Here is a 20,609-nt window from a genome sequence, read left to right as displayed (position 1 = left end):
TCATGGCATAAATTTAAAAGAGACAGAGCTGATACCCGAAAATATCAAGCAATCGTTTCCACGAGTTTCTCCACCAGCCTCGGCACGGCAAAGTCAGCAAGACGGGATTCCGGCACCCATACGTAGTCATCTGCCAACGACGGACGCTGGTCGGTATCGAGGAGATAGAAGTCGGCAAAGAGGATGCGATGGGTAAGAACATGCTTCACACCCGTAGCCAACTGCTTGAGATGACCGGGCCATTGCGGCAGGGGCTTGTTCTCGAAGAGCGGCGGCTCCCACAGTCCTTGCCAGATGTCGCCGGAACCACGACGGTGAATGGCGGTGTAGCCGTGGCAGCGAACATATATATAAATAAGGTGTCGGGTGGTGATTTTTGTCTTCTTCAGCTTCACGGGCAGTTGATTGACTATGCCCCGCCGGTGCGCTTCACAGTCTTCCTGAAAAGGACAGAGCAGACACGACGGCGACTGTGGCGTGCACTGCGTGGCTCCGAAGTCCATCATTGCCTGGTTGAAGAGGCTGGCACCACAGGCTTCATCCCCTTGAGGCGACTGTGCGGTCAGCGGTGCGGCATGGATCAGTTCATCGGCCAAGTGGGCGAAGAGATGCTTGCCCTCCGTGGTGTTGATGGGCGTGGCGATGGCATAGAGACGGGAGAGCACACGATAGACATTGCCGTCGACAGCAGCCACTGTGACGTCAAAAGCCATGGAGGCAATGGCGGCAGCCGTGTAGTCGCCTACGCCTTTAAGCCGCCGTATTTCCTCCAAGGTACAAGGAAACTGCCCCAAAGCTACAATCTGCTGCGCCGCTGTGTGGAGATTACGCGCACGCGAATAGTATCCCAAGCCCTGCCACATCTTCAGCACTTCGTCCTCTGTAGCCGCAGCAAGCGCCTCAACAGTGGGCCAGGCATGCATGAAACGCAGCCAATAAGCTGTACCCTGGCTGATGCGGGTCTGCTGCAAGATGACCTCGCTGAGCCAGATAGCATAGGGATCGCGAGTGTGGCGCCACGGCAGATCACGGCCATAGCCCGCGTACCATCTCAACAGCGTGGCACAGAAAGCGGCAGGACTCATAGGCGTTGTCCTCTCTTGCGGGCGCACTCTGGGCAAAGGCCTTTGATCATATAGTTGACGCTCTCCATCCGGAAGCCTTCGGGAATGGCGACCAAAGGCACCGGCGTGTCTTCCATGCAGAAGATACGATGACAGAGTCTGCAATAGAAATGGACATGCAGATCATCATCGCTGTCGCCGTGACGATGACAAAGCTCATACTTCACTTGTCCGTCTCCATCTTCCAGCGAGTGAACCAAATGGTGCTCACGAAACACCATGAGACATCGGAAGATGCTGCTCTTGTCCACCGAGAGCAGTCTACGCTCCAAGTCACTGATCGACGAGGGAGCGTCTTCGGTGGCTAAAGCGCGCACAACAAGGATGCGGTTGCTTGTCGGCTTAATGCCGTGGGCTTTCAAGAGTTGAATGCATATATTTTCGTCCATAACTGCAAAAGTAGTTCTTTTGTGCCTCCCTACCAAATGTTTCAATGTTTATTTCTTTTGCTTTTCTTTTAAAAAAGTCATAAAAAGGCGAAAAAGTAAAGAAATCGGTTTGAAATAAAAAATATTAAAATGCAATGACATTACTATACTTTTCTTGCGGTTTATTATAAAACACACTATCTTTGCATTATTATTATCTTAACAGTATTTATTTATGAAATTAAGAAACGTTATTGCCACCTTGCTGCTTTTCGTCGGCGCACAGGCTTGGGCTCAGATGCCCGACATGACTGTACCCGTGGACACAGCTGTAAGGATCGGCAAGCTCAGTAATGGATTGACTTACTACATCCGCCACAACAACTGGCCTGAGCACCGTGCCAACTTCTACATTGCGCAGAAAGTAGGCTCCTTGGAGGAGAATGAAGACCAGCGTGGCCTTGCACACTTCCTTGAGCACATGGCTTTCAACGGCAGTGACCACTTCAAGGGCAACGACCTCATTGAGTGGTGCCGCGCTCACGGCATCGAGTTTGGTGCTGACCTCAACGCCTATACCAGCATTGACCAGACGGTGTACAATATCGATAACGTGCCCACACAGCATCAAGGCACCCTCGACTCCTGCCTGCTCATCCTGCGCGACTGGTCGTGCGGCCTGTCACTCGAGCAGAGCGAGATCGACAAGGAACGTGGCGTCATCCATGAGGAATGGCGTATGCGCACTTCTCCTTCCAGCCGTATGTTTGAGCGCAACCTGCCCAAGCTCTACCCCGGATCGAAATATGGTGTGCGCTACCCTATCGGTCTGATGTCTGTCGTCGACAATTTCAAGCGAAAAGAGCTTGTCGACTACTATCACAAATGGTATCACCCCGATCATCAGGGACTCATCATCGTTGGTGACGTAGATGTCAACCACACTGAAGCTCAAATCAAGAAACTCTTCAGCGACATCAAAAACCCCGCCAACGAAGCCAAGCTGGTCGACGAGCCCGTGCCCGACAACGCCGAGCCTATCGTCATCATCGACAAGGACAAAGAGTATCCTACATCTTCTGTCGACCTGATGATGAAACACGATGTCTATCCCGACAGCCTCAAGCAGACGCTGCCCTATCTGATCCAAAACTACGCCAAGCAGGCCGTCACCGGCATGCTTGCACAGCGCTTCACCGAGGCTGCTCAGAAAGCCGACTGTCCCTTCGTCAGTGCAGAAGCCGGCGACGGCAACTACATCTTTGCCAAGACCAAGGATGCTTTCGACATCAGCGCATCTCCAAAAGATATGAGCAAGACCGCCGATGCTCTCAAGGCTGCTTACCTCGTCGTGCGCCAGGCTGCTGAGTTTGGCTTCACTCCGACTGAGTACGAGCGCTACAAGAGCAACTTCCTCAGCAGTCTCGACAAGATGTACTCCAACAAGGACAAGCGTCCCAACTCTTCTTTCTATCAGGCTTGCCTGGGCTACTTCCTCACCAACGAGCCTATGCCCAGCATCGACTACACCTACACGATGATGAAGCAGCTCGTGCCCGCCATCCCCTTGGAGGCCATCAACCAGGTACTCCCTGAGCTGATCTGCAAGAGCGACACCAACCTCGTCATCATCAACTTCAACAACGAGAAGGACGGCGCTGTCTATCCTACGGCCGAGCAACTTCTCGATGCCGTACACCAGGCACGCACCGCCAAGATTGAGGCTTACGTCGACAATGTGAAAAACGAGCCGATCATCAAGACCATGCCTAAGGCTGGCAAGATCAAGAAAGAGGTAGCCAGCAAGAAGTTCGACTACAAAGTACTCACACTCTCCAATGGTGTCACCGTAGTGCTGAAAAAGGTTGACTTCAAGAAAGATCAGGTCACACTCAGCGGACAGGGCGGACAAGGTGCTTCAGTCTACGGCAAGAACGACTTTGCCAACCTGCAGGCCTTCGACGAGGTCATCGGTGCCAGTGGCTTAGGCGACTTCTCCAACACAGAGCTGAGCAAGGCACTCGCCGGCAAGATTGCCAATGCCGACCTGACCATGAGCGACCGCCACATGAACATCAGCGGCAGCTCTACACCGAAGGATGTGGAGACCATGCTGCAGATGGCTTATCTCTATTTCACCAACATCAAGAAAGATCCCGACTCCTACGGCAACCTCATCCAGCAATACAATGTAGGACTGAAAAACCGTGAGCTCGACCCGCAGACCGCACTCAGCGACTCTGTCACCGCTACGCTCTACAACCACGACTGGCGCCAGGCTCCTATGCTGCTCAAGGACGTGAAGGACATCAACTACGACCGCATCCTGCAGATGGCCAAGGAACGCACTGCCAACGCCAACGGCTGGACATTCTTCATCACCGGCAACTTCGACGAGGCTACCATCCGGCCGCTCATCTGCCAGTATCTCGGTGCTCTGCCTGCTACCAAGGCCAAGAACCCTGAGAGCAAACGTGCAAGCGAGGTAACCGGCAAGACTGTCGACAACACGTTCTACCGCAAGATGGAGACACCAAAGTCTACCGCTTACATGTTCTGGATGAACAAGAAGCTGCCCTATTCGCTCGACAACTCAGTGAAGATGGACATCGCCGGACAGATCCTCTCTATGGTCTATCTCAAGCAGATCCGCGAGGAAGCCAGCGCTGCCTACAGCTGTGGCGCTCAGGGCGCACAGGTTCTTGCCGACGACGGCTACCATATCGCACAGCTTGTGGGCTACTGCCCGATGAAGCCAGAGAAGAAAGAGATCGCTCTGAAGATCATGGATCAGGCTGTGAAGGACCTCGCCGAGAAGTGCGATGCCGAGATGCTCTCTAAGGTACAGAAACTCATGATCAAGCAGTTCGACACCAACGCCAAGACCAATGGCTTCTGGGGTGGCGTCGTCTACAACGACTATAAGCTCCATCAGGACAACTACACCGACTACAAGAAGACGGTAGAGGCTCAGACACCTGCCTCCATCTCTGCGTTCGTCAAGCAGTTCCTCGCCGGTGCCAACAAGGTGAGCGTCATCATGCTGCCGAAAGAGTAAAGCATATCAACCATCAACTGCTCCAAGCCATCACCTCATGATGGCGGCTTGTCAGTCACCTATCAATAGCAAGCCCCCATTGGACAATCAGTCCAATGGGGGCTTGCGCATTTGGCGTGTGGGCATTTACTTAGGATATATTGAAGCTTTCCGTCTGACTACTACACCTTATTTATGTAGATCTCTTATGCAGGCAGCTGAGTCATTCCACCCTCGTCGCTCCAACCATCTGCTTCACCATCCAGTCGCTGATGGTTCCAGTCTCTGACGAGAATGAGCAGGCGATGGCATAGACCGGGCGACCATCGTGGGCGTAAGGATCTGCATATCCGCGATCACCGATCTGTGTCATAGCCTCAGCGGCAGGACGGTCGAGTTTGTACTCAAAGATATAGACATAGCGCGGTGTCTCTATCACGCAGTCGGCGCGGCCCTTCGACGTTGCCTTCTCGTGGTAGACGGTGTTGCGGGTGCTGCCAATGAGCCGCATGATCAGATATACTGTGTACTGGAACTGCCGCTCATGGCTCTTCTCACTGTTACTCTCGCGCACAGAATAAGGAATGCTCGCCAGGAAGTCGTTCAGCAGATCGCGGAAGTCCTCCGGCTTGCCATGATGCAGGGCTTTCTTCAGTTTGTTGGCCCAGCTGTTAGGCTGCGTAGGTGTCTGGAAATAGCCCGATGCAAGGAGCGTTAAGAATCCCGATGCCACCTCGTGGTTGGGGAAGTCGAGCTTGTACTCATCGTCCTCACGGTTATAACCCTTGATGGTAAGATAACCACTCTGATAGATCATCGGCACGGGCGCCTCCACCGTAGCACGGTAGTCCACAAACTCTTGAGCCTCATAGCTGCGGGCAATGATGCCCTGGATGTCCTCTTTACTGTGGGCGAGCAACCGCATCAGATAGCTCGGCGTACCGGAAGCGAACCAGTAGTCCCTTGCATCCTCACTTTTAAAGGTATTCAGCAAGGAGAATGGATTATAGATGTCGGTCATCCTTTTACTGAAGTGATACCCGTCATATCGTTGTTTAAGTTGAGATTTCGTCTCTGCAACGGAAACCGCATTTGCATTGGCCAGTTCTTCGATGGCTGGCGCAAAGACGGAGTTCAACTCTTCTGTGGTAATGCCACAAATGGCATCAAAGCGAGGAGACATGCTGATGTCTTGTGCATTGTTGAATCCCGAGAACACGCTCACCTGCGCAAACTTGGTGACACCCGTGAGGAACACGAAGCGCAGGTCGGCGTCGGCAAGCTTGAAGACGGAATAGAATGCCTTGAGCGTCTCACGGTTATGATCCTCAATGAGCATCTCGTTGTCACCGACACGGGTTTTCAATCCCGTGTCCATCGCGTCAAGCATGGGTTTGTCGTATTCGTCAACGAGCACCACACAGGTCTTACCCGTCTGTACATGAGCTTGATGCAGCACGTCGGCCAGGCGCCGGCCAGGCTGGTCAGTAGCTGGCTTCACGCCATATTGCTGTTCCCACTTGATCAAATAGCCATTGAGCGTCTGCTCCAGTGCATCCGCCTCAGTGTAGTTGGAACCATTGAAGTCGATCTCGAAGACGGGATAAGTCTCCCATTTCTTCTCTAAGCTCTCTATCTTCAAGCCCTTGAACAGATCATGGCGACCCTCAAAATAGTATTTGATAGTAGACACCAACAGCGACTTGCCAAAGCGCCTGGGGCGACTGAGGAAATAGACGCCATCATTCTTAGTTATATCGAACACCATGTCCGTCTTGTCGACATAGACAAAATTGTTTTCCCGTAACTTTGCGAAGTCTTGTATGCCTATTGGATAGTTCATCTTCTACTGCTGTTATTACCGATTGCAAATATAGGAAATATTCCGCAGAACACAAAGGAATAAGCCTGAAAAAGGACCAGTAGTCTTCCTGCTCATCGCCGGGACAGCCACAACCCAAAGAAGCGGTCATAGACTTGGTAGCCGGCATGAGACTTATACACCAGTTCCTTGTCGGTCAGACTCTTCAGTGAACTGCTCACGCTGCTGGCACTTGTCAACCGGTAGCGGGCGATGAACTGTCCGCTGTTCGGCGCAGAGACATGCCCTTCATGGGCAATGGCGTCGAGCAGTTTTTGCTGTTTCTCGGGCAGCAATGAAAATATCGTCTCGTAATAGGCATTGTTGTCCTGCACCAGTTGTCTGATAGCCTCATCAGCCTGGCGTTCGGTCACGACATCCTCACCGTCGGCATAGAGTTGCTTGAGCACGCTCTGCACGTACCACGTGTGACCCTCCAGCACGTTATATACATAGTGAAAGATATCCTTATCGAGCTGATGCCCTTGCTGACGGAAGAAGCGACTGGCAAACGTGTAATAAGGAGCCTCATCAATAGCCTGCAGTTCCATCAGACGCGTGCTTTGGAAGAAAGGACGATTGGGCGAAAGAAAGATGTCAGCCATCAAGTGACGCTTGCTGCCCGAAAAGATGAAATGCGCATTATGCAAAAACTGTATGTAGGAGCGAAGTTGAGCCTCCACACCTTTCTCCGGATAGGACATGATCTGCTGGAACTCGTCAATAGCCACATAAATCTGCTTGCCGGAGTCTTTCATGAGTTCGAAGATCTGCTTGAGGTCCACCGTGCTATCCCTCGACTCCAGTGTCACCGACACCGAAGGCTCGCCCGTCATCGGATCCATGCTCACCACTGGCCGCCATGCTGCGAAGAACTGCATGGCACGACGCAGAGCCTTCTCGCCTTTGGAGAGCATGGCAGTGAGAATGGCAGTGCCAAACGTTTGCACAAAGTCAGATAAGTCGTTGGTGCCAAAGATGTCGACGTAGATGCACACCGCATCCTTCGCCTCGTGTTGAAGTCGGTAAAAGACATTCTTGATAAGTCCCGTTTTACCCATGCGGCGGGGCGAGAAAAGCGTAATATTCCAACCATTGTTCAAGTCAGAGATCAGTTGCGCAGTCTCTACCTCACGGTCGCAGAAATACTCCGGACTCTCATAGCCGTAGACAAGAAAAGGGTTACTAAGCTTCTTCATGACAGTTAGGATTAACGGTGATTACGTAAACATCGTTACGGACTTTCCGTAACGCAAAGTTCGTAAAATTATTCCATATCTCCAAAAAATCTGCGAGGTTTCAATGCGTAAATGGGTATCTTTGCCGGATAAACAACCTTCTCACATAGAGCACTTGTTCTCACTCTCGCAGAGAAGCACGCACAAAATAGCAAGAACTAACTTTACAAAACATCATCAACATGATGTCACCATCTGGAAAAAAGGTAAAAGGAGGAAAAAGAGAAAATCGAGGTAAAAAGCACAAAATTGTGAGGTGAAATGAAGAAAACACTTTTCTGTGCCTGTCATCTCAGTGGTTTTATCGAGTCAAAACACTGAGATGACCAGGTGAAACCACTGAGATGACAGACACAAAAAAGTACTTTGATGCCACTTTTGTATTGTTTTATCAGAGGCTAAGCTGCTTCTTTTTTGCACAATTACAGAGAAATCTAAGTATCATTCTGTATTTCAACATCTTACGATAGCACACTTAAAATTCGCAAAATTCGGGCGAGGAGCTTCTTATTTTTGAGAATCGCCTGCATTTGGGCGGAAAAATGTCAGTTTTCTCAACAAGCGTTCTTAAACCATAAGCTCTGAGCTCATTCTCCTAAAATCACGAAAATAAGCTTCATGGGTACTCTGTTGAGACGGAATGCCCATGAATTGAATAGACGGCCTAAAGATCTCCGACTGGTTCAAGCTGCCATTTCGAGTTGTCGCTGTCGAAGTCATAAGGAGCCAGCGTCGGCGTGCTGTCACCGGCAGAATAGAGACAGTAACGGGTGTTATCGCCCTTCATGCCGGGAATGGCCTTGGGCATGATGCGATACGTGCCATCGGTCAACTGCTCGATACGCCACAGCTGATTGTCGGCACCATCGTATTCCGGCACGGTTGTCAACTCTTTGTCGGCGGTGGCAGCCAAAGCCCGGTGTGTACCGCGAATCATGATCTTGAAATAAGGAGCACTCAGGTAGCCGCCCTTCTCGGGTACCGCCACTATTGACCACAGTTGATGGGGCCGGAACATATAGTCGCTGCAGCGCACGCGAATGTTGCCCTTGGGCCACGACGGCTCCACCTCGTCAAGCTTCTGACAGTCCAGTCGCTTCACCGGACTGTTGGGATCAATGCGGAAAAACGGCTCGATATCACGCTCCATCCTGACAAAGTCCACAGCCAGTTCCAAAGAATAGCCGCGCCGCTCAGAAGCGATCTCGTAGTCGCCACCGCGGAAAGGCTTCCCCGCCACCGGCCAGCCATTGTGCCAGAGCAGTGGCAGGATGCCCAAAACGCTGCGCCCACTGCGGTCGAGATCGGCCTCGAAATGGCACGACATCACCTCCACGCCCTTGTCTACGATGGTACGGCCGAAATGTCCCGGACCGTACTTGCGGTCACCGGCGGCAACCACCATGCGGCCACCGCCGTGGAGCATGTCACGGCCCATGTTGTCGAGATAGGGACCTTCCACGTTGCGCGACCGTCCCACCACAATGTTGTAGGTGGAGTTTGGCCCGTCGCAGCAGGTGCCGTGCGTGCCAAGCAGATAGTACCATCCGTCGCGATAGATGAGATCCGTGGCCTCGCAGTCGATGGCAATATCGCGCTCCTTGTTGCCGGCAACGCGCCGGCCTGTCGTCGGATCGAGTTCTATGAGACGGATACTGCCGAAATAGGTGCCGTAGGTCACCCACAGCCGACCGGTATTCGGGTCAAGGAAGAGACAGGGATCGATGGCGTCCTGGTCTTCCAAGCCATCGGACGAGCAGACCTCCACCGGCTTGGAGAACCGGAAGTCGGGCGACTTCGGATCGAGCGTCTTGTTCCACATCGTGAGGATGCGGCCATTGTGTCCGCCACCGAGTCCGCCGCCCGTAGCACCATATATAATAAGGTAACGGTCACCAATCTTCATCACGTCGGGAGCTGCGCCGCCGCCTGGACGCACGGCTCCACCGTGCCATGCCCATCCGTCGTCAGAGATCAGTCCGCCGCCCCCCGTTCCGAACGTGTAGTACTTACCGTCGCATTCGGCCAGTGTCGACGGGTCGTGGATATAGGGTGCGCCGGTTTGGGCAAAGGCCGAGGCCGTCATAGCGGTCAAAGCCAAGAGAGTATAGAGTCTTTTCATTTCTTCGGAAGGATTAGCGTTAGTGGTTCTACAACAGCATGGCCCTCGTCATCGAGGAAGCGGGCACAGAAATCGCTGAGTCCCGGACCGTTGATGACGGCACAGCGCAGAATGTTGCGCCCCGCCCGAAGCGTGAGCCGCCCCGACCGTGCGTCGTCCTCTACCATGCGTCGGTCGCCTTCAAGGGTGAGCACATGATCACCGTTGAGCCACCACGACGAGGCGCCGTTGGAACCGACAGACAATCTTACACCCCTGATCTCCCGTGGGCTGTCGATGACTGTCACGGCCCAGAAGAGCGAGCCGTAGGTCTGTTGCCCCCACCGCTCGGCAAAGCGGAAGAGACGTACGTTGTAGCTTTCACTGTCGAGCGCGTGCCATTTCAGCCTTTGGTCGCCAACCCGCACTTGCTGACCGTCGCGCGGCAACCGGATCATCTGCCCTTTGAAATATTCCTTGCTGAAGGCCTTTTGCAGATAGCTGTCGGTGAAGACCACGTTGGAGCGGATGTCCTGACGGATGGGCTCCAGCAGCAGCCAGCGACGCAGATAGCCTTGGTCATCGGGACGCAACGCTGCTGACGTGACCGGAGCAAAATACTTTGGCCGGTTCTTGAAGCGCAGCCAGCCTACATCCACACCGGTCTCCTTGCAGGTCAGCACGATGTCGGCAATGCCCCGCGGCGTATGGAGCAAAGGCACCGCCAATGACATCCACTGCCCACTGTAGTCGCGACGGAACGGACCGCCGCCACCTTTCACGACAATGTCCACCCGCGCGATGACCTTGCCCTTGGTGCTGCCCTCATGCACGAGCAGTTCGGCATTGTCACGAGCCCGCACGCTCAGCACGAGATAAGCGTCGGTCAGAGGCGTGAAGTCCACGCTACCATAGCGCAGCCAGCTGCCTTTTCCCGGCAGAGAAGCGTATCGGCTCAGATGGTGTTCATCGCCGTCGGCAGTGCCGACGGTCACTCCGGCCGACATCTCGCGGCTGTTGCCCATCACCAGACGGTCGGTGGCAGGCGATACCGTCTGTGACAGTGCGGCAGTGGGCAACAATGTCACCGCGAGCAAACCTAAATAATAAGAGAGAGAAGAATTCATCTGTTGAGTAAAGAAAAGCGCAAAGCCTCCTCCGCGCACGCGGAGGAGGCCATCACGAAGGGAAGACTACTTTGTAGAAGCACTCTCCCATCCCGGGTTCTGCTTCAGATTAGGATTCATGTCGATCACATCGGAAGGATAAGGGAACAGACGGTCCTTGTCCTCAAAACCGACCTTGAATCCTTTGTCCATAGCCTCGTGGGTATGGGTGATGTAGAAACGACTGTTGGCTTCCGTGCCATGCTCCCATACAACATTCTCGTCGCCCGACTGCACAGGGCGGAAGAGCTTGTCGAAGAGGTGGGGTACCTGCTTGCCTGCTTCCTTTAAGCGGGCCAGGCCGGCGGGGTCGTTCCATCGGAGAATATCCTGGAAGCGACAGCCTTCAAACCACATTTCAAACATCTTCTCTTTCTTCAACACTTCCATGTCTACATTGGCGCTGATGGTCTTGGAACCGGCGCGCTCCTGGATCATGTTGACATACTTCTTTGCCTCAGCGTTGTCGCCGGTCTGCAGACAGCACTCGGCATAGTCGAGAAGCACCTCGGCATAGCGCATGACGATGATGTTGTTCAGTCGGAGATTATTGCCGTGTACACCGCCGTCATCGGTGTCGCTGGCACGCATCAGCAGTTTGAGCGGCAGATAGAAGCTTTGGCAATAGAGTCCCTGGGTAGGATCCTTGATGCCAATCTTTGTTGATGTCTTCTTCTCTTCGAGCGGCATGTTGTTCAGCTCTTCGTTCTGGTATTTCATGCCCTCAATACCTGAGGTCTGATAGACCGCGTCATCGATATGTATGAGCGTGGCCTTGAAGCGCGGCGAATCGCCGTCGTTGTCGTGGAAAGCATTGCCAAACCACTCCGGAACACCGATAGAGCCCCAGCCATCGAGGCCACAGTAGACACCTGCAGGATTGACAACAAAGTTGCCGGCGCGCCAGTTAAAGCAGTTGGACTCCATCCACGTGGAATGATTCATATAGCCCAGTCCCTGACCCGTGCTCCAGTCACCTGCCGCAGGATTGTAGCGCATGTTGATCTCAAAGATCTTCTCCGGCGCACCGTCGCCCTCGACATGGAAGAGATTGGCAAACTGACTGCCGGGCACCAATGCATATTTGCCGGAGTCGATGACTTTCTTGAACTCAGCCTTAGCCTGGTCGTACTTCTTGGCAAACAACAGAGCCTTGCCGGCCAATGCTTGGGCGAAGCCCTTGGTGACGCGATAAGCACCAAACTTGTCCGCCGTGCTCTTGCGCTCTGTCAGGTCGGGCTCTGCTTCCTGGCACTCTTTGGCGACCCACTCGAAATACTGTTGTTGGGTCATCTCGCTGTTGGAAGGCAAGTCGTTGGCTTCGAGCAAGTGGTCGACAAGAGGCGGCTGCCCCCAGTAACACGACAACAGGAAGAAGTTGTAAGCCCTGAGCACACGTGCCTCTGCAATGGCCTGTTTCTGATAGGCCGTCGGCGATTCCTTGAACTTCTCGATGACGAGGTTGTCGCTGTGCACCGAGAGATAGAGACCCTTGTAGTGATAGTTAATGGCTTCGGGATTGCTCAAGTAGCGGAACTGGTTGACGGCACCGCCAAACTCATGGTCGCCATAGTTGCCACCACCGTAGAGCACGTCGTCGCCCGGGTCGTTGGCCAGCACTCGCGCCGGCGTGTAGATGCCCGGACCGCCGCTTATCGTGGTACGTCCCAGCGTGTTGACCATAAAGCCCTCGTAAGCTGATGCCAGCGCCTTAGCGCAATCGGCGTCAGTCTTATAGAATTCACTCTCACTCGTCACACCCTTCTGAGGGATATCCAGCTGATCTTCGCAGGAGGAGAATGCTGCCACGCCGACAAGCAGCGCGAACAATGGAATTATATGTTTGTTCATTGTTGTTTCGTTTTAAATCATTAGAATGTAACGTTTACACCAAAGACCACCTTCTTGGACATAGGATAGTTGCCGTTGTCGAAGCCACGCGACACACCGCTGTTGAGTGATGAGGTCTCGGGATCGGCGCCAGGATAGCTGGTGATGGTGAAGAAGTCGTCAAGAGAGACAGAGAAGCGGAGCGCGTTGACCAGGAACTTTTTGGTGATGCGCTGTGGCAGGGTATAGCCGAGCTGTATCTGCTTGAACTTGAAGTAAGCACCGCTGAAGATAGCAGCGTCGGAGCTGAAGAATGTCCAGTCGGTAGCCACCCGCTTCATGTCAGGATACTTGCTGTGGTCGCCCTTCTGCTTCCAGGAGTCTTTCCAATAGGTGTCGATGCCATTGATCAGCGGACGGTCGGCAGAGACCATGAGGTTGTAGATCTTGTTGCCAGCAGCACCGGTACCGAAGACTGTGAAGTCAAAGCCCTTGTATTCCAGGTTGAGGGTGATGCCATAGGTGACCTTAGGCAGTGCGCAACCGAGATCCTGCTTGTCGTTGTCGGTCGGCGCGTTGGTGATCTGTCCATCTTTGTTGTAGTAGAGGGCACCGCCTGTCTCGGGATCTACGCCGGCATACTTGAAACCGCGGAAATACCACATGGGATGTCCGGTCTCCAAAGAGGGGCACAGCTTGTTGTTGAATCCGTTGATACCCACCTCGTCGTAGCGTGGCAACATCGGACTCATCTTCTTCACCTCGTTCTTCAAGGTCGACACGTTGGCGCTGACACTGTATTTCAGGTCGCCGATATGGTCTTTCCATCCCAGATCCATGTCGATACCGGTGTTGAGAATCTCACCAGAGTTGACGTAGGCATCAGCGAAGCCGAGCTCCGGGCTGAGGTGTACCTTGATGAGCTGATCCTTCGTGGTCTTGCGATACCAGTCGAAGCCCAAGGTCAATCGGTCATTGAGGAAACGGGCATCGAGACCCAAGTCATACTGCTCGGCAGTCTCCCAAGTCAGCTTAGGATTGGGGAAGTTGGAAAGGGTAGCCGCTGTGGTGGCATCGTCGGTGAAATTGTAGTAACCGCCAACGCTGATGGTGGAAGCCCACTGATAGTTGTTGAGCACACTCACGTTACCGTTACGTCCCCATGATCCACGGATCTTGAGGAAGGAGACTGCGTCTGTGCTCACAGCGTCGCGGAAGAATTTCTCGTTGCTGATCGCCCAACCCAGCGACAGAGAAGGGAAAGTACCCCAGCGGTTCTCCTTTGAGAGCTTGGAACTGTCAAAGGCATCGCGACGGATATTGAACTGGAAGAAGTAGCGCTGGTCGTAGTTGTAGCTCAGACGACCGAAGTAAGACAAGTGGGTGTTGATCGTCGGAAGGTTAGAGCCTTTCAGCTTCGCCTTACCGTTGGAGTTCAGGAAGTTGATGTACTGGAAAAGCGGAGCAGCATCGCCCTCAAGGATCTGCTTGGTGTCAGCCGATGAGAGACTGGAGTTGTCGGTACGGTTTTTCGTAAACGACATACCGATCATCGCGTTGACATTGTGCTTGCCGAAGCTCTTTGTGAAGTTGGCAAAGTTCTCCCACTGATAGTACAGTCCGGTGTTGGTACCGGCAGATATGGTGTACTGGTCGCTCTGTGACAGCGTGTTGAGCCAGAAAGGTCCGTTATAGCTGTGGCTGTTGCTCTGTGTGATCTGATAACCGAGACGTGAGGTGATGGTAAGGCACTTCACCGGGATAAGGTTGGCAGCGAAAGTACCGCGTACGTTGATGCCTTTGTTGCTGGCATTCTGGCGGTCGCGCATAGCCAACGGGTTGGCAGTGGCCTCCTCAATATACTTCGATGTGCCATACCATACCGGATGAGCCTCATCAAAACCGGGAGGCGTGGTCACGCCACCGTGGTCGGGCGATTCCCATTTGGTGCGCATGATATTGGGCATGTCGTCAAGACTGGTGATATAGGCAGGAGTCAGCGGGTCTATGGAGACAACAGAGTTGAGGAACGACTGATAGCCGTTGGTCAGCGACTTGGTGCTCCACTTTTCCACAGAGGTGTTGCTGGTGATGTTGAACCAGTCGAAGAACTTGTAATCGGCATTGAGCTGGGCTGTAAAGCGCTTATAGACATCCTTCTTGCCCTTGACGATACCGTCGTCGTTGAGGATGCCCAAGGCTGCGAGGATGTGGCCCTTGTTGTTGCCGCCCTCTACGGTGACGTTGTGCTCCACGCTCCAACTGTTGTTAAACACCTCATTATACCAGTTGGTGTTTTGACCATTATACTTATTTGACTCTAAAAGCGCGTCGGTGATGTCGCCCAAATACTTGTGATAGGCAATATACTCCGGTGCGTCGAAGAGGTCGGCTTTCTTGCCAAGACTCTGGTTAACTGCTTTCAGCGAGTAGCTGATATGAGCCTGGCCGCCACTGTTGGAGCCGTTTCGAGTAGTGATCAGCACCACGCCGTTACCAGCCTCGGCACCATAGATAGCAGCAGAAGCGGCATCCTTCAACACCTCCACAGACTGGATGAGCGAAGGATCGAGGTACTGGATGTTGTCGACCTTCAAACCATCAACGATGAGCAAAGGAGCGTTGTTACCATTGGAACCGTAGCCACGCACACGGATCTCGGCACCAGCGCCCGGCGCACCACTGTTGATGATCTGTACACCTGTGACCTTGCCTTGCAGGGCAGCACCGGCATCGGTCGTGGAGAGGTTCTTGATGGCGTCGCCGCTCACCGAAGCCACGGCACCGGTCAGGTCGCTCTTTTTCTGCACACCATAACCGATGACCACCACATCATTGAGCGTCCGGTCGTCTTCCTTTAATACGATAGGTACAAGGTTGGTGCCTTTAACGGTCACTGTCTGGGTCTCAAAGCCCACATAAGAAATGGTAATCGTAGAGCCGGGCTTGGCATTCACCATGAAGTTACCGTCCAAGTCCGTAACTGTGGCTGCCTTTGAGCCATTGACCTTGACTGTAGCGCCAAGGATCGGCTCACCGTTCGAGTCTTTCACATTACCCTTGATCTGGGATTGTGCGAAACCAGCCACTGAACTCAAGCTGAGCAAGAACAGGGCAAGCCCTTTCTTCTCCATCATTCTAATACTTTGCATTAGCGGTAGTTTTAAGTTATTTATATTATTAGGTTGAAATTTTGTGCAAAGTTAGTGTTTATTCGTTCATGTGTGTTTCTGATATGTTTCAAAAACTTTATGAATCGTTACAGAAGCCGGCTTTCTCTATTTTTTCCTTTTCCTGCCCCTCTGCTTCTCCTTATTTATATATAGCACATAGACAATGATTAATTCCACAGAATTGATTACCTTTGCACCGACAAAAGAAAGAAGACTATGTTGAAGATAACAGTGAAAGGAAAGAGTCCGGTGTGGGGCGAGCGTTGTATGATTGCCGACAACGCTACATTGGCAGGCGACATCACCATGGGCAACGACTGTAGCATTTGGTTTGGTGCCGTGCTTCGCGCCGATGTCGACAAGATCGTGATGGGTGACCGCTGCAATGTGCAGGACTTGGCATGTATCCATCAGACGGCCGGCGGTGCCGCAGTTCTGGGAAACGACGTCAGCCTGGGACACGGAGCAGTCGTCCATGCTGCCACAATCCACGACGGCGCGCTCATCGGCATGAACGCTGTTGTGCTTGACCATGCGGAGGTTGGAAGGGGGAGCATTGTGGCAGCTGGCGCAGTTGTCGTCGGTGGTACAAAGATTCCTGACGGAGAGATATGGGGTGGCATTCCTGCGCGATTCATCAAGAAGACTGCCCTCGGACAAGCAGAGAAATATGCTAAGAACTATCTCACCATCAAAGAATGGTATTGAGAATGATGAATGTTGAGTGTTGAATGATGAATGAAATCAAGGTTCACTATTGAATGTTGTATGATGAATGTTGAGTGTTGTATGATGAATGAAATCAAGGCTCACTGTTGAATGTTGAATGATGAACGGCGACGATGAAAAGGTCTGTATTGCTGATTAAGCCGGAAAGGAAACAGAGGATTCCCCTACCCCATTATTTGCTGATCAATGGACAAATGCTGGGACTGATGCGAGGTAACGACAATGTGCGTGTGGCATTGCCGCAGGGCGACTATGCCGTCACCGTCCGCTCGGCCTATAAGTTCATCGAGAGCACCGCGCAGGTGCACATCGCGGAAGGCGAGACGCTCACGCTGACCTTCGGCGACCGCGAACGCTGGTGGAACTGGCTGTTCAACCTCGACCTGATGCTATGGCTTTTCAAGTGGTTCTTCGACTTTGGCAACTATTGGGACATCGTCTATGAGATTGCGAGCAACGGCTTTTTCTTCCTTTGGCTCCTGCGTATCTGGATCATCCGCAAGCACTATTTCCGGATGACCTGCTCACCGGCGGAAAAACAATAATCTCCAAAACGACTATAGGAATACTTCTGACTCTCATAGCCGTAAACGAGAAAGAGATTGCTAAGTTTATACAGAGCTTTTGGAATTAACGACAATTACGTAAACCGTGTTACGAACTTTCTCTCTTTTTTGTCACAAATCCGTAGGGTTTGCGTATCTTTGTTGAAAAGGAAAAGAAAAGATGACCATCGAGGAATATCAACAGGAAGTAAAGCGTATCCGCCCGGGACTGTGCCGGACGGCCATACGCTACTTAGGCGAAGCCGACGGCGAGGACGCTGTGGAGGTGACGCTCGTGAGGCTGTGGCAGATGGCCGACGACCTGCGGACACCCTTCAACGCGCTGGCGCAAACGCTGCTGCGCAACCACTGCATCGACGTGCTGCGTCGCCGCCACATCACCGTAGCCCTTGATGGTCACGACATAGCGGTCGATGAAGAGCAGGACCAACGGGTGGAGACGATGATGAAACTCATCAAACTCTTGCCACCCATGCAGCAGACGGTGTTACAGCTCAGACATATCAACGGGATGGAGATGGCACAGGTGGCTCAGCTCACGGGTATGAAAGAGCCTGCCGTACGAAAGTGCCTGAGCCGAGCACGACAAGCTTTGCGCACAATGATGCTCAAGATGATGAAAGAAGCATGAGATGCGCTATATATATAATAAGGTGTAGAGAAACAAAACAACAATATATCAGGTATGACAATGAAAACATCAGATAGAGACATCCACCGCATGGTGGAGAAATTCATGGATGGCGACACCACGCTCGCCGAAGAGCATGAGCTCTACACTTACTTCCGGGGCAACACTGTTGCCAGAGACCTGGAACCCATGCGGGAACTGTTTCTGGGACTGGAGAGCCTTGACGGACTCGGCAAACAGCAAAAGTCAGAAAAGCAATACAAGCCCGCGCCACGCCACATACGTTTCCGCCCATGGCTGACCGCTGTGGCTGCCACGCTGCTGACCCTCTTCGTCGTCTCGGCCACACTCTATGTCAACCACCGGCAAAACTATTGCGAGGCTATCGTCTATGGACAGAAGATCACTGACAAGGCTGCCATCCACGCCGAGATGACCCAGACGATGAAAGCCGTGGGCATTGAGGGCGACAACGGCATCGACGACCAACTGCACGATGTGCTGATGACTGATAACAATAAATAAACACTCAACGATATGAAAAGGAGAATCATCTTTGCGCTGCTTGCCCTTTTGCTACCACTTTTCGCGCTGGCACAAAAGGGGCTACACACCAATGTGGCTTTCACAGGGCAGATCGTACCGCAGGATCAGACCGTGGAGGTGAAGGTACGGGGAAAAGCCCTAAGCACCTATCGGCTGACCTTCTACCACAGCGTACGCTTCAAGGCGAATGCTCAACAGAAGACTACAATGGATAATCTTGTGACACAAGACAAAGCACAAGCTACCGGCACGGAACTGCGCCGCAAAGGCCATACATCGTCACTTATCCTCTGTCTGCCTCCGCAAGGGCGTACCCACCGCTATCTGTGCTACCTTACCAACAGGAGCAAAGACCACTGGTCCATCACGCTCGTGTATATGGAAGGCTCGGTGAGCAGCATCGACGAACTGAGGAAACTCATCAAATGATCAATAAGTCAAACCCTATCAAGAACATCTAAAAACAGAAGAAATATGAAAATCGCAATGCTTTTCTTAGCGGCCTTGCTCCCTTTCATGGCACAAGCCCGCAACAACACACCGCAGGACACACTCGTGGTGAACAAGCCGACAAAGGTCACCGTCATCACCAGCGACTCACTGCAGACCATCTATATCCAAGGCAAAGAGGGCAATCCAAAGTATGCTTACTGCAACTCCATCCAGCTTGTCGACAGCAACTACGTCAGCACGAGCACCATCGACAACGATTTCAACTTCAGCATTGGGCCTTTCGGACGAAAACAAACAAAGAGCCAGAAGTATCCAACCACTGAGACGACGATGAACTTCTTCGCTGGCTTCAACGCCGCACCGGGAATGCCACAGGCTGCCGACCTCCATTCGTTCAGCTCGTGGGAACTTTGGTGGCTCATTGCTGACTGTGGCATCTATCCATGGAACAGTCATCATAAGTTCTCTATCGGCTTTGGTCTGGACTGGCGCAACTATCGCATCAAGGGCGACACGCGCTTCACAAAGTCCGACGATGGCGGTGTCGGACTGGGCACTTACCCAGAGGGAGCCTCACCACAGTTCTCGCGTCTCAAAGTGTTCAGCCTCACGGTGCCCGTGCGCTACCACTTCGTCAGCAAGTTCTTCGGCTTCTCCCTCGGACCTGTCGTGAACTTCAACACCCACAGCAGCCTGAAGACACGATGGAAAGCTGACGGACAGAAAATCAAAGAAACCAGTAGCAATGCTCATGTGAAGCCGGTCACCATTGACTTTATGGCCACCATCGATCTACCCTCCTTCGTTAACTTCTACTTCAAATACAGTCCCTGCGATCTCATCAAGAACGGCTACGGCCTACAGTTCAAGACTTTGTCGTTCGGCATATACCTGTAAGATAGACACGAATGACCGAAATAAAATGACATCAGACGATGCTACTGGCTTCTTCCAAGAAGCCTTTGGATGATAGATTTGTCAGACCTATATAGAATACTCCAACCTCCACACCGCAAGCACTGCGTGGAGGTTGGGTTGTTTATTTGCCGGCTTCCTTACTACATTTCGAGTTGACGAGCCTTGAAATGTGTGACTTAGGGGTGTAGCCTTTGCTATAGAGCTTGATGTTGTTGTAAGGTTGCGTGGAGAAGACGAGATTGGTAATGGCGATGCGTCCGCCATCGACAAAAATCTCGATGCTGCATTTGTCGACAATAGTGCGCACCGTCGAAGTCGCCAACGAAGTACTCTGTGGCAATATGCACAAACTTTTGAATAAGGTAACACAGTCTCACCGACTGTAGAGATTGGTTCACATCGTCGGCATCTCTGCCCAACACGGTCAAAGATACGGAAAAATTCGGTAGCTTGTCACTTTTTCACCTTGTTTTTTTTCTGCTTATATCTGATTTTTAACACATTTCTGTCCTAAACAACAAAGCACACACCTCTTTTTCCCTTGTCACAAATGATATAATAAACCAACAGACACATACTATTATCAAAATGGGAAAATAGTATAGTGTTGTGCAAATATTGTATTACAAAGATAACATGATAATGTTTAACTTTGCAGCATAATAACAAAAAACCAATATCGTAAAGCGATGAACCGATATTACTAACACCAATATATATATATATAGCATTATGAAGAAAATCGTAAATGTCCAATTGTTGCTTATCAGCTTTAAACAGAGTACTTTCGAGTACCCCGTTTTATGCTAGGCTGAGTAAGATTTAAGACTTGTTAATCAATAGCGAGTTGTCCGGGCAGCATCTGAGC

Annotated in this window: 15 protein-coding genes and 1 pseudogene; 7 read left to right on the top strand and 9 right to left on the bottom strand. The window is 52.2% G+C overall.

Annotation, left to right across the window (positions count from 1 at the left end):
• Positions 1–44: 44 nt before the first annotated feature.
• Together mutY and FYJ73_RS12830 are read right to left on the bottom strand one after the other, a co-directional pair.
• Positions 45–1,085 (bottom strand): A/G-specific adenine glycosylase, encoded by a 1,041-nt coding sequence (gene mutY / locus FYJ73_RS12835; RefSeq protein WP_154535126.1) that lies wholly within the window; start codon positions 1,083–1,085, stop codon positions 45–47.
• On the bottom strand, positions 1,082–1,513 hold the full coding sequence (locus FYJ73_RS12830) for a Fur family transcriptional regulator (protein WP_154535125.1): 432 nt from the start codon (positions 1,511–1,513) through the stop codon (positions 1,082–1,084). Before FYJ73_RS12830 ends, mutY begins: the two co-directional genes overlap by 4 nt.
• A 214-nt stretch (positions 1,514–1,727) precedes the next feature.
• Here FYJ73_RS12830 and FYJ73_RS12825 point away from each other — a divergent pair, with 214 nt between their 5' ends.
• Positions 1,728–4,550, top strand: a complete 2,823-nt coding sequence (locus FYJ73_RS12825; RefSeq protein ID WP_154535124.1) for a M16 family metallopeptidase — start codon at positions 1,728–1,730, stop codon at positions 4,548–4,550.
• Between the two features lie 202 nt (positions 4,551–4,752).
• Here the strand turns inward: FYJ73_RS12825 and FYJ73_RS12820 are convergent, their stop codons facing one another.
• From FYJ73_RS12820 to FYJ73_RS12795, 6 genes are all read right to left on the bottom strand, one after another.
• Entirely contained in the window at positions 4,753–6,372 is a 1,620-nt protein-coding gene (locus tag FYJ73_RS12820) for an ATP-binding protein (protein ID WP_154535123.1), read from the bottom strand.
• Positions 6,373–6,464: 92 nt separating this feature from the next.
• Positions 6,465–7,589 carry an AAA family ATPase gene (locus FYJ73_RS12815; RefSeq protein WP_154535122.1) on the bottom strand — a complete coding sequence of 375 codons (1,125 nt, stop codon included), beginning with the start codon at positions 7,587–7,589 and terminating at the stop codon, positions 6,465–6,467.
• 703 nt (positions 7,590–8,292) lie between these two features.
• Positions 8,293–9,750, bottom strand: a complete 1,458-nt coding sequence (locus FYJ73_RS12810) for a family 43 glycosylhydrolase (protein ID WP_154535121.1) — start codon at positions 9,748–9,750, stop codon at positions 8,293–8,295.
• The gene (locus FYJ73_RS12805) at positions 9,747–10,856 is read right to left on the bottom strand and encodes a carbohydrate-binding protein (protein ID WP_154535120.1); all 1,110 of its coding nucleotides are present in this window, start codon (positions 10,854–10,856) and stop codon (positions 9,747–9,749) included. Before FYJ73_RS12805 ends, FYJ73_RS12810 begins: the two co-directional genes overlap by 4 nt.
• Before the next feature lie 66 nt (positions 10,857–10,922).
• A complete protein-coding gene (locus FYJ73_RS12800) occupies positions 10,923–12,746 on the bottom strand; it encodes a RagB/SusD family nutrient uptake outer membrane protein (protein WP_154535119.1) in 1,824 nt (607 codons plus the stop codon).
• A 20-nt stretch (positions 12,747–12,766) separates the two neighbouring features.
• A complete protein-coding gene (locus FYJ73_RS12795) occupies positions 12,767–15,877 on the bottom strand; it encodes a SusC/RagA family TonB-linked outer membrane protein (protein WP_154535118.1) in 3,111 nt (1,036 codons plus the stop codon).
• Positions 15,878–16,114: 237 nt separating this feature from the next.
• Between FYJ73_RS12795 and FYJ73_RS12790 the strand changes: the two genes are divergently transcribed.
• The 6 genes from FYJ73_RS12790 to FYJ73_RS12765 all read left to right on the top strand — a co-directional run bounded on the left by FYJ73_RS12790 (position 16,115) and on the right by FYJ73_RS12765 (position 19,720).
• Complete coding sequence (locus FYJ73_RS12790; RefSeq protein ID WP_154535117.1) at positions 16,115–16,606, top strand: gamma carbonic anhydrase family protein; 492 nt, start codon at positions 16,115–16,117, stop codon at positions 16,604–16,606.
• Between the two features lie 134 nt (positions 16,607–16,740).
• On the top strand, positions 16,741–17,172 hold the full coding sequence (locus FYJ73_RS12785) for a hypothetical protein (protein ID WP_154535116.1): 432 nt from the start codon (positions 16,741–16,743) through the stop codon (positions 17,170–17,172).
• Between the two features lie 181 nt (positions 17,173–17,353).
• Positions 17,354–17,824, top strand: a complete 471-nt coding sequence (locus FYJ73_RS12780; RefSeq protein WP_154535115.1) for an RNA polymerase sigma factor — start codon at positions 17,354–17,356, stop codon at positions 17,822–17,824.
• A gap of 60 nt (positions 17,825–17,884) precedes the next feature.
• Entirely contained in the window at positions 17,885–18,349 is a 465-nt protein-coding gene (locus FYJ73_RS12775; RefSeq protein ID WP_154535114.1) for a hypothetical protein, read from the top strand.
• 12 nt (positions 18,350–18,361) lie between these two features.
• Positions 18,362–18,799: a DUF6108 family protein gene (locus tag FYJ73_RS12770; protein ID WP_154535113.1), complete on the top strand. Its 438-nt coding sequence runs from the start codon at positions 18,362–18,364 to the stop codon at positions 18,797–18,799.
• A gap of 45 nt (positions 18,800–18,844) precedes the next feature.
• On the top strand, positions 18,845–19,720 hold the full coding sequence (locus FYJ73_RS12765) for a hypothetical protein (RefSeq protein WP_235899368.1): 876 nt from the start codon (positions 18,845–18,847) through the stop codon (positions 19,718–19,720).
• Between the two features lie 142 nt (positions 19,721–19,862).
• Here FYJ73_RS12765 and FYJ73_RS12760 read toward each other — a convergent pair.
• Positions 19,863–20,048: pseudogene (locus FYJ73_RS12760) on the bottom strand (GH32 C-terminal domain-containing protein); the annotation flags it as partial.
• Between the last annotated feature and the right edge of the window lie 561 nt (positions 20,049–20,609).

The organism is Hallella mizrahii (assembly GCF_009695775.1).
Taxonomy (GTDB): Bacteria; Bacteroidota; Bacteroidia; order Bacteroidales; family Bacteroidaceae; genus Prevotella; species Prevotella mizrahii.
The sequence above is the reverse complement of the archived record's forward strand: the minus strand, read 5'-3'. Positions and strand labels throughout refer to the sequence as shown.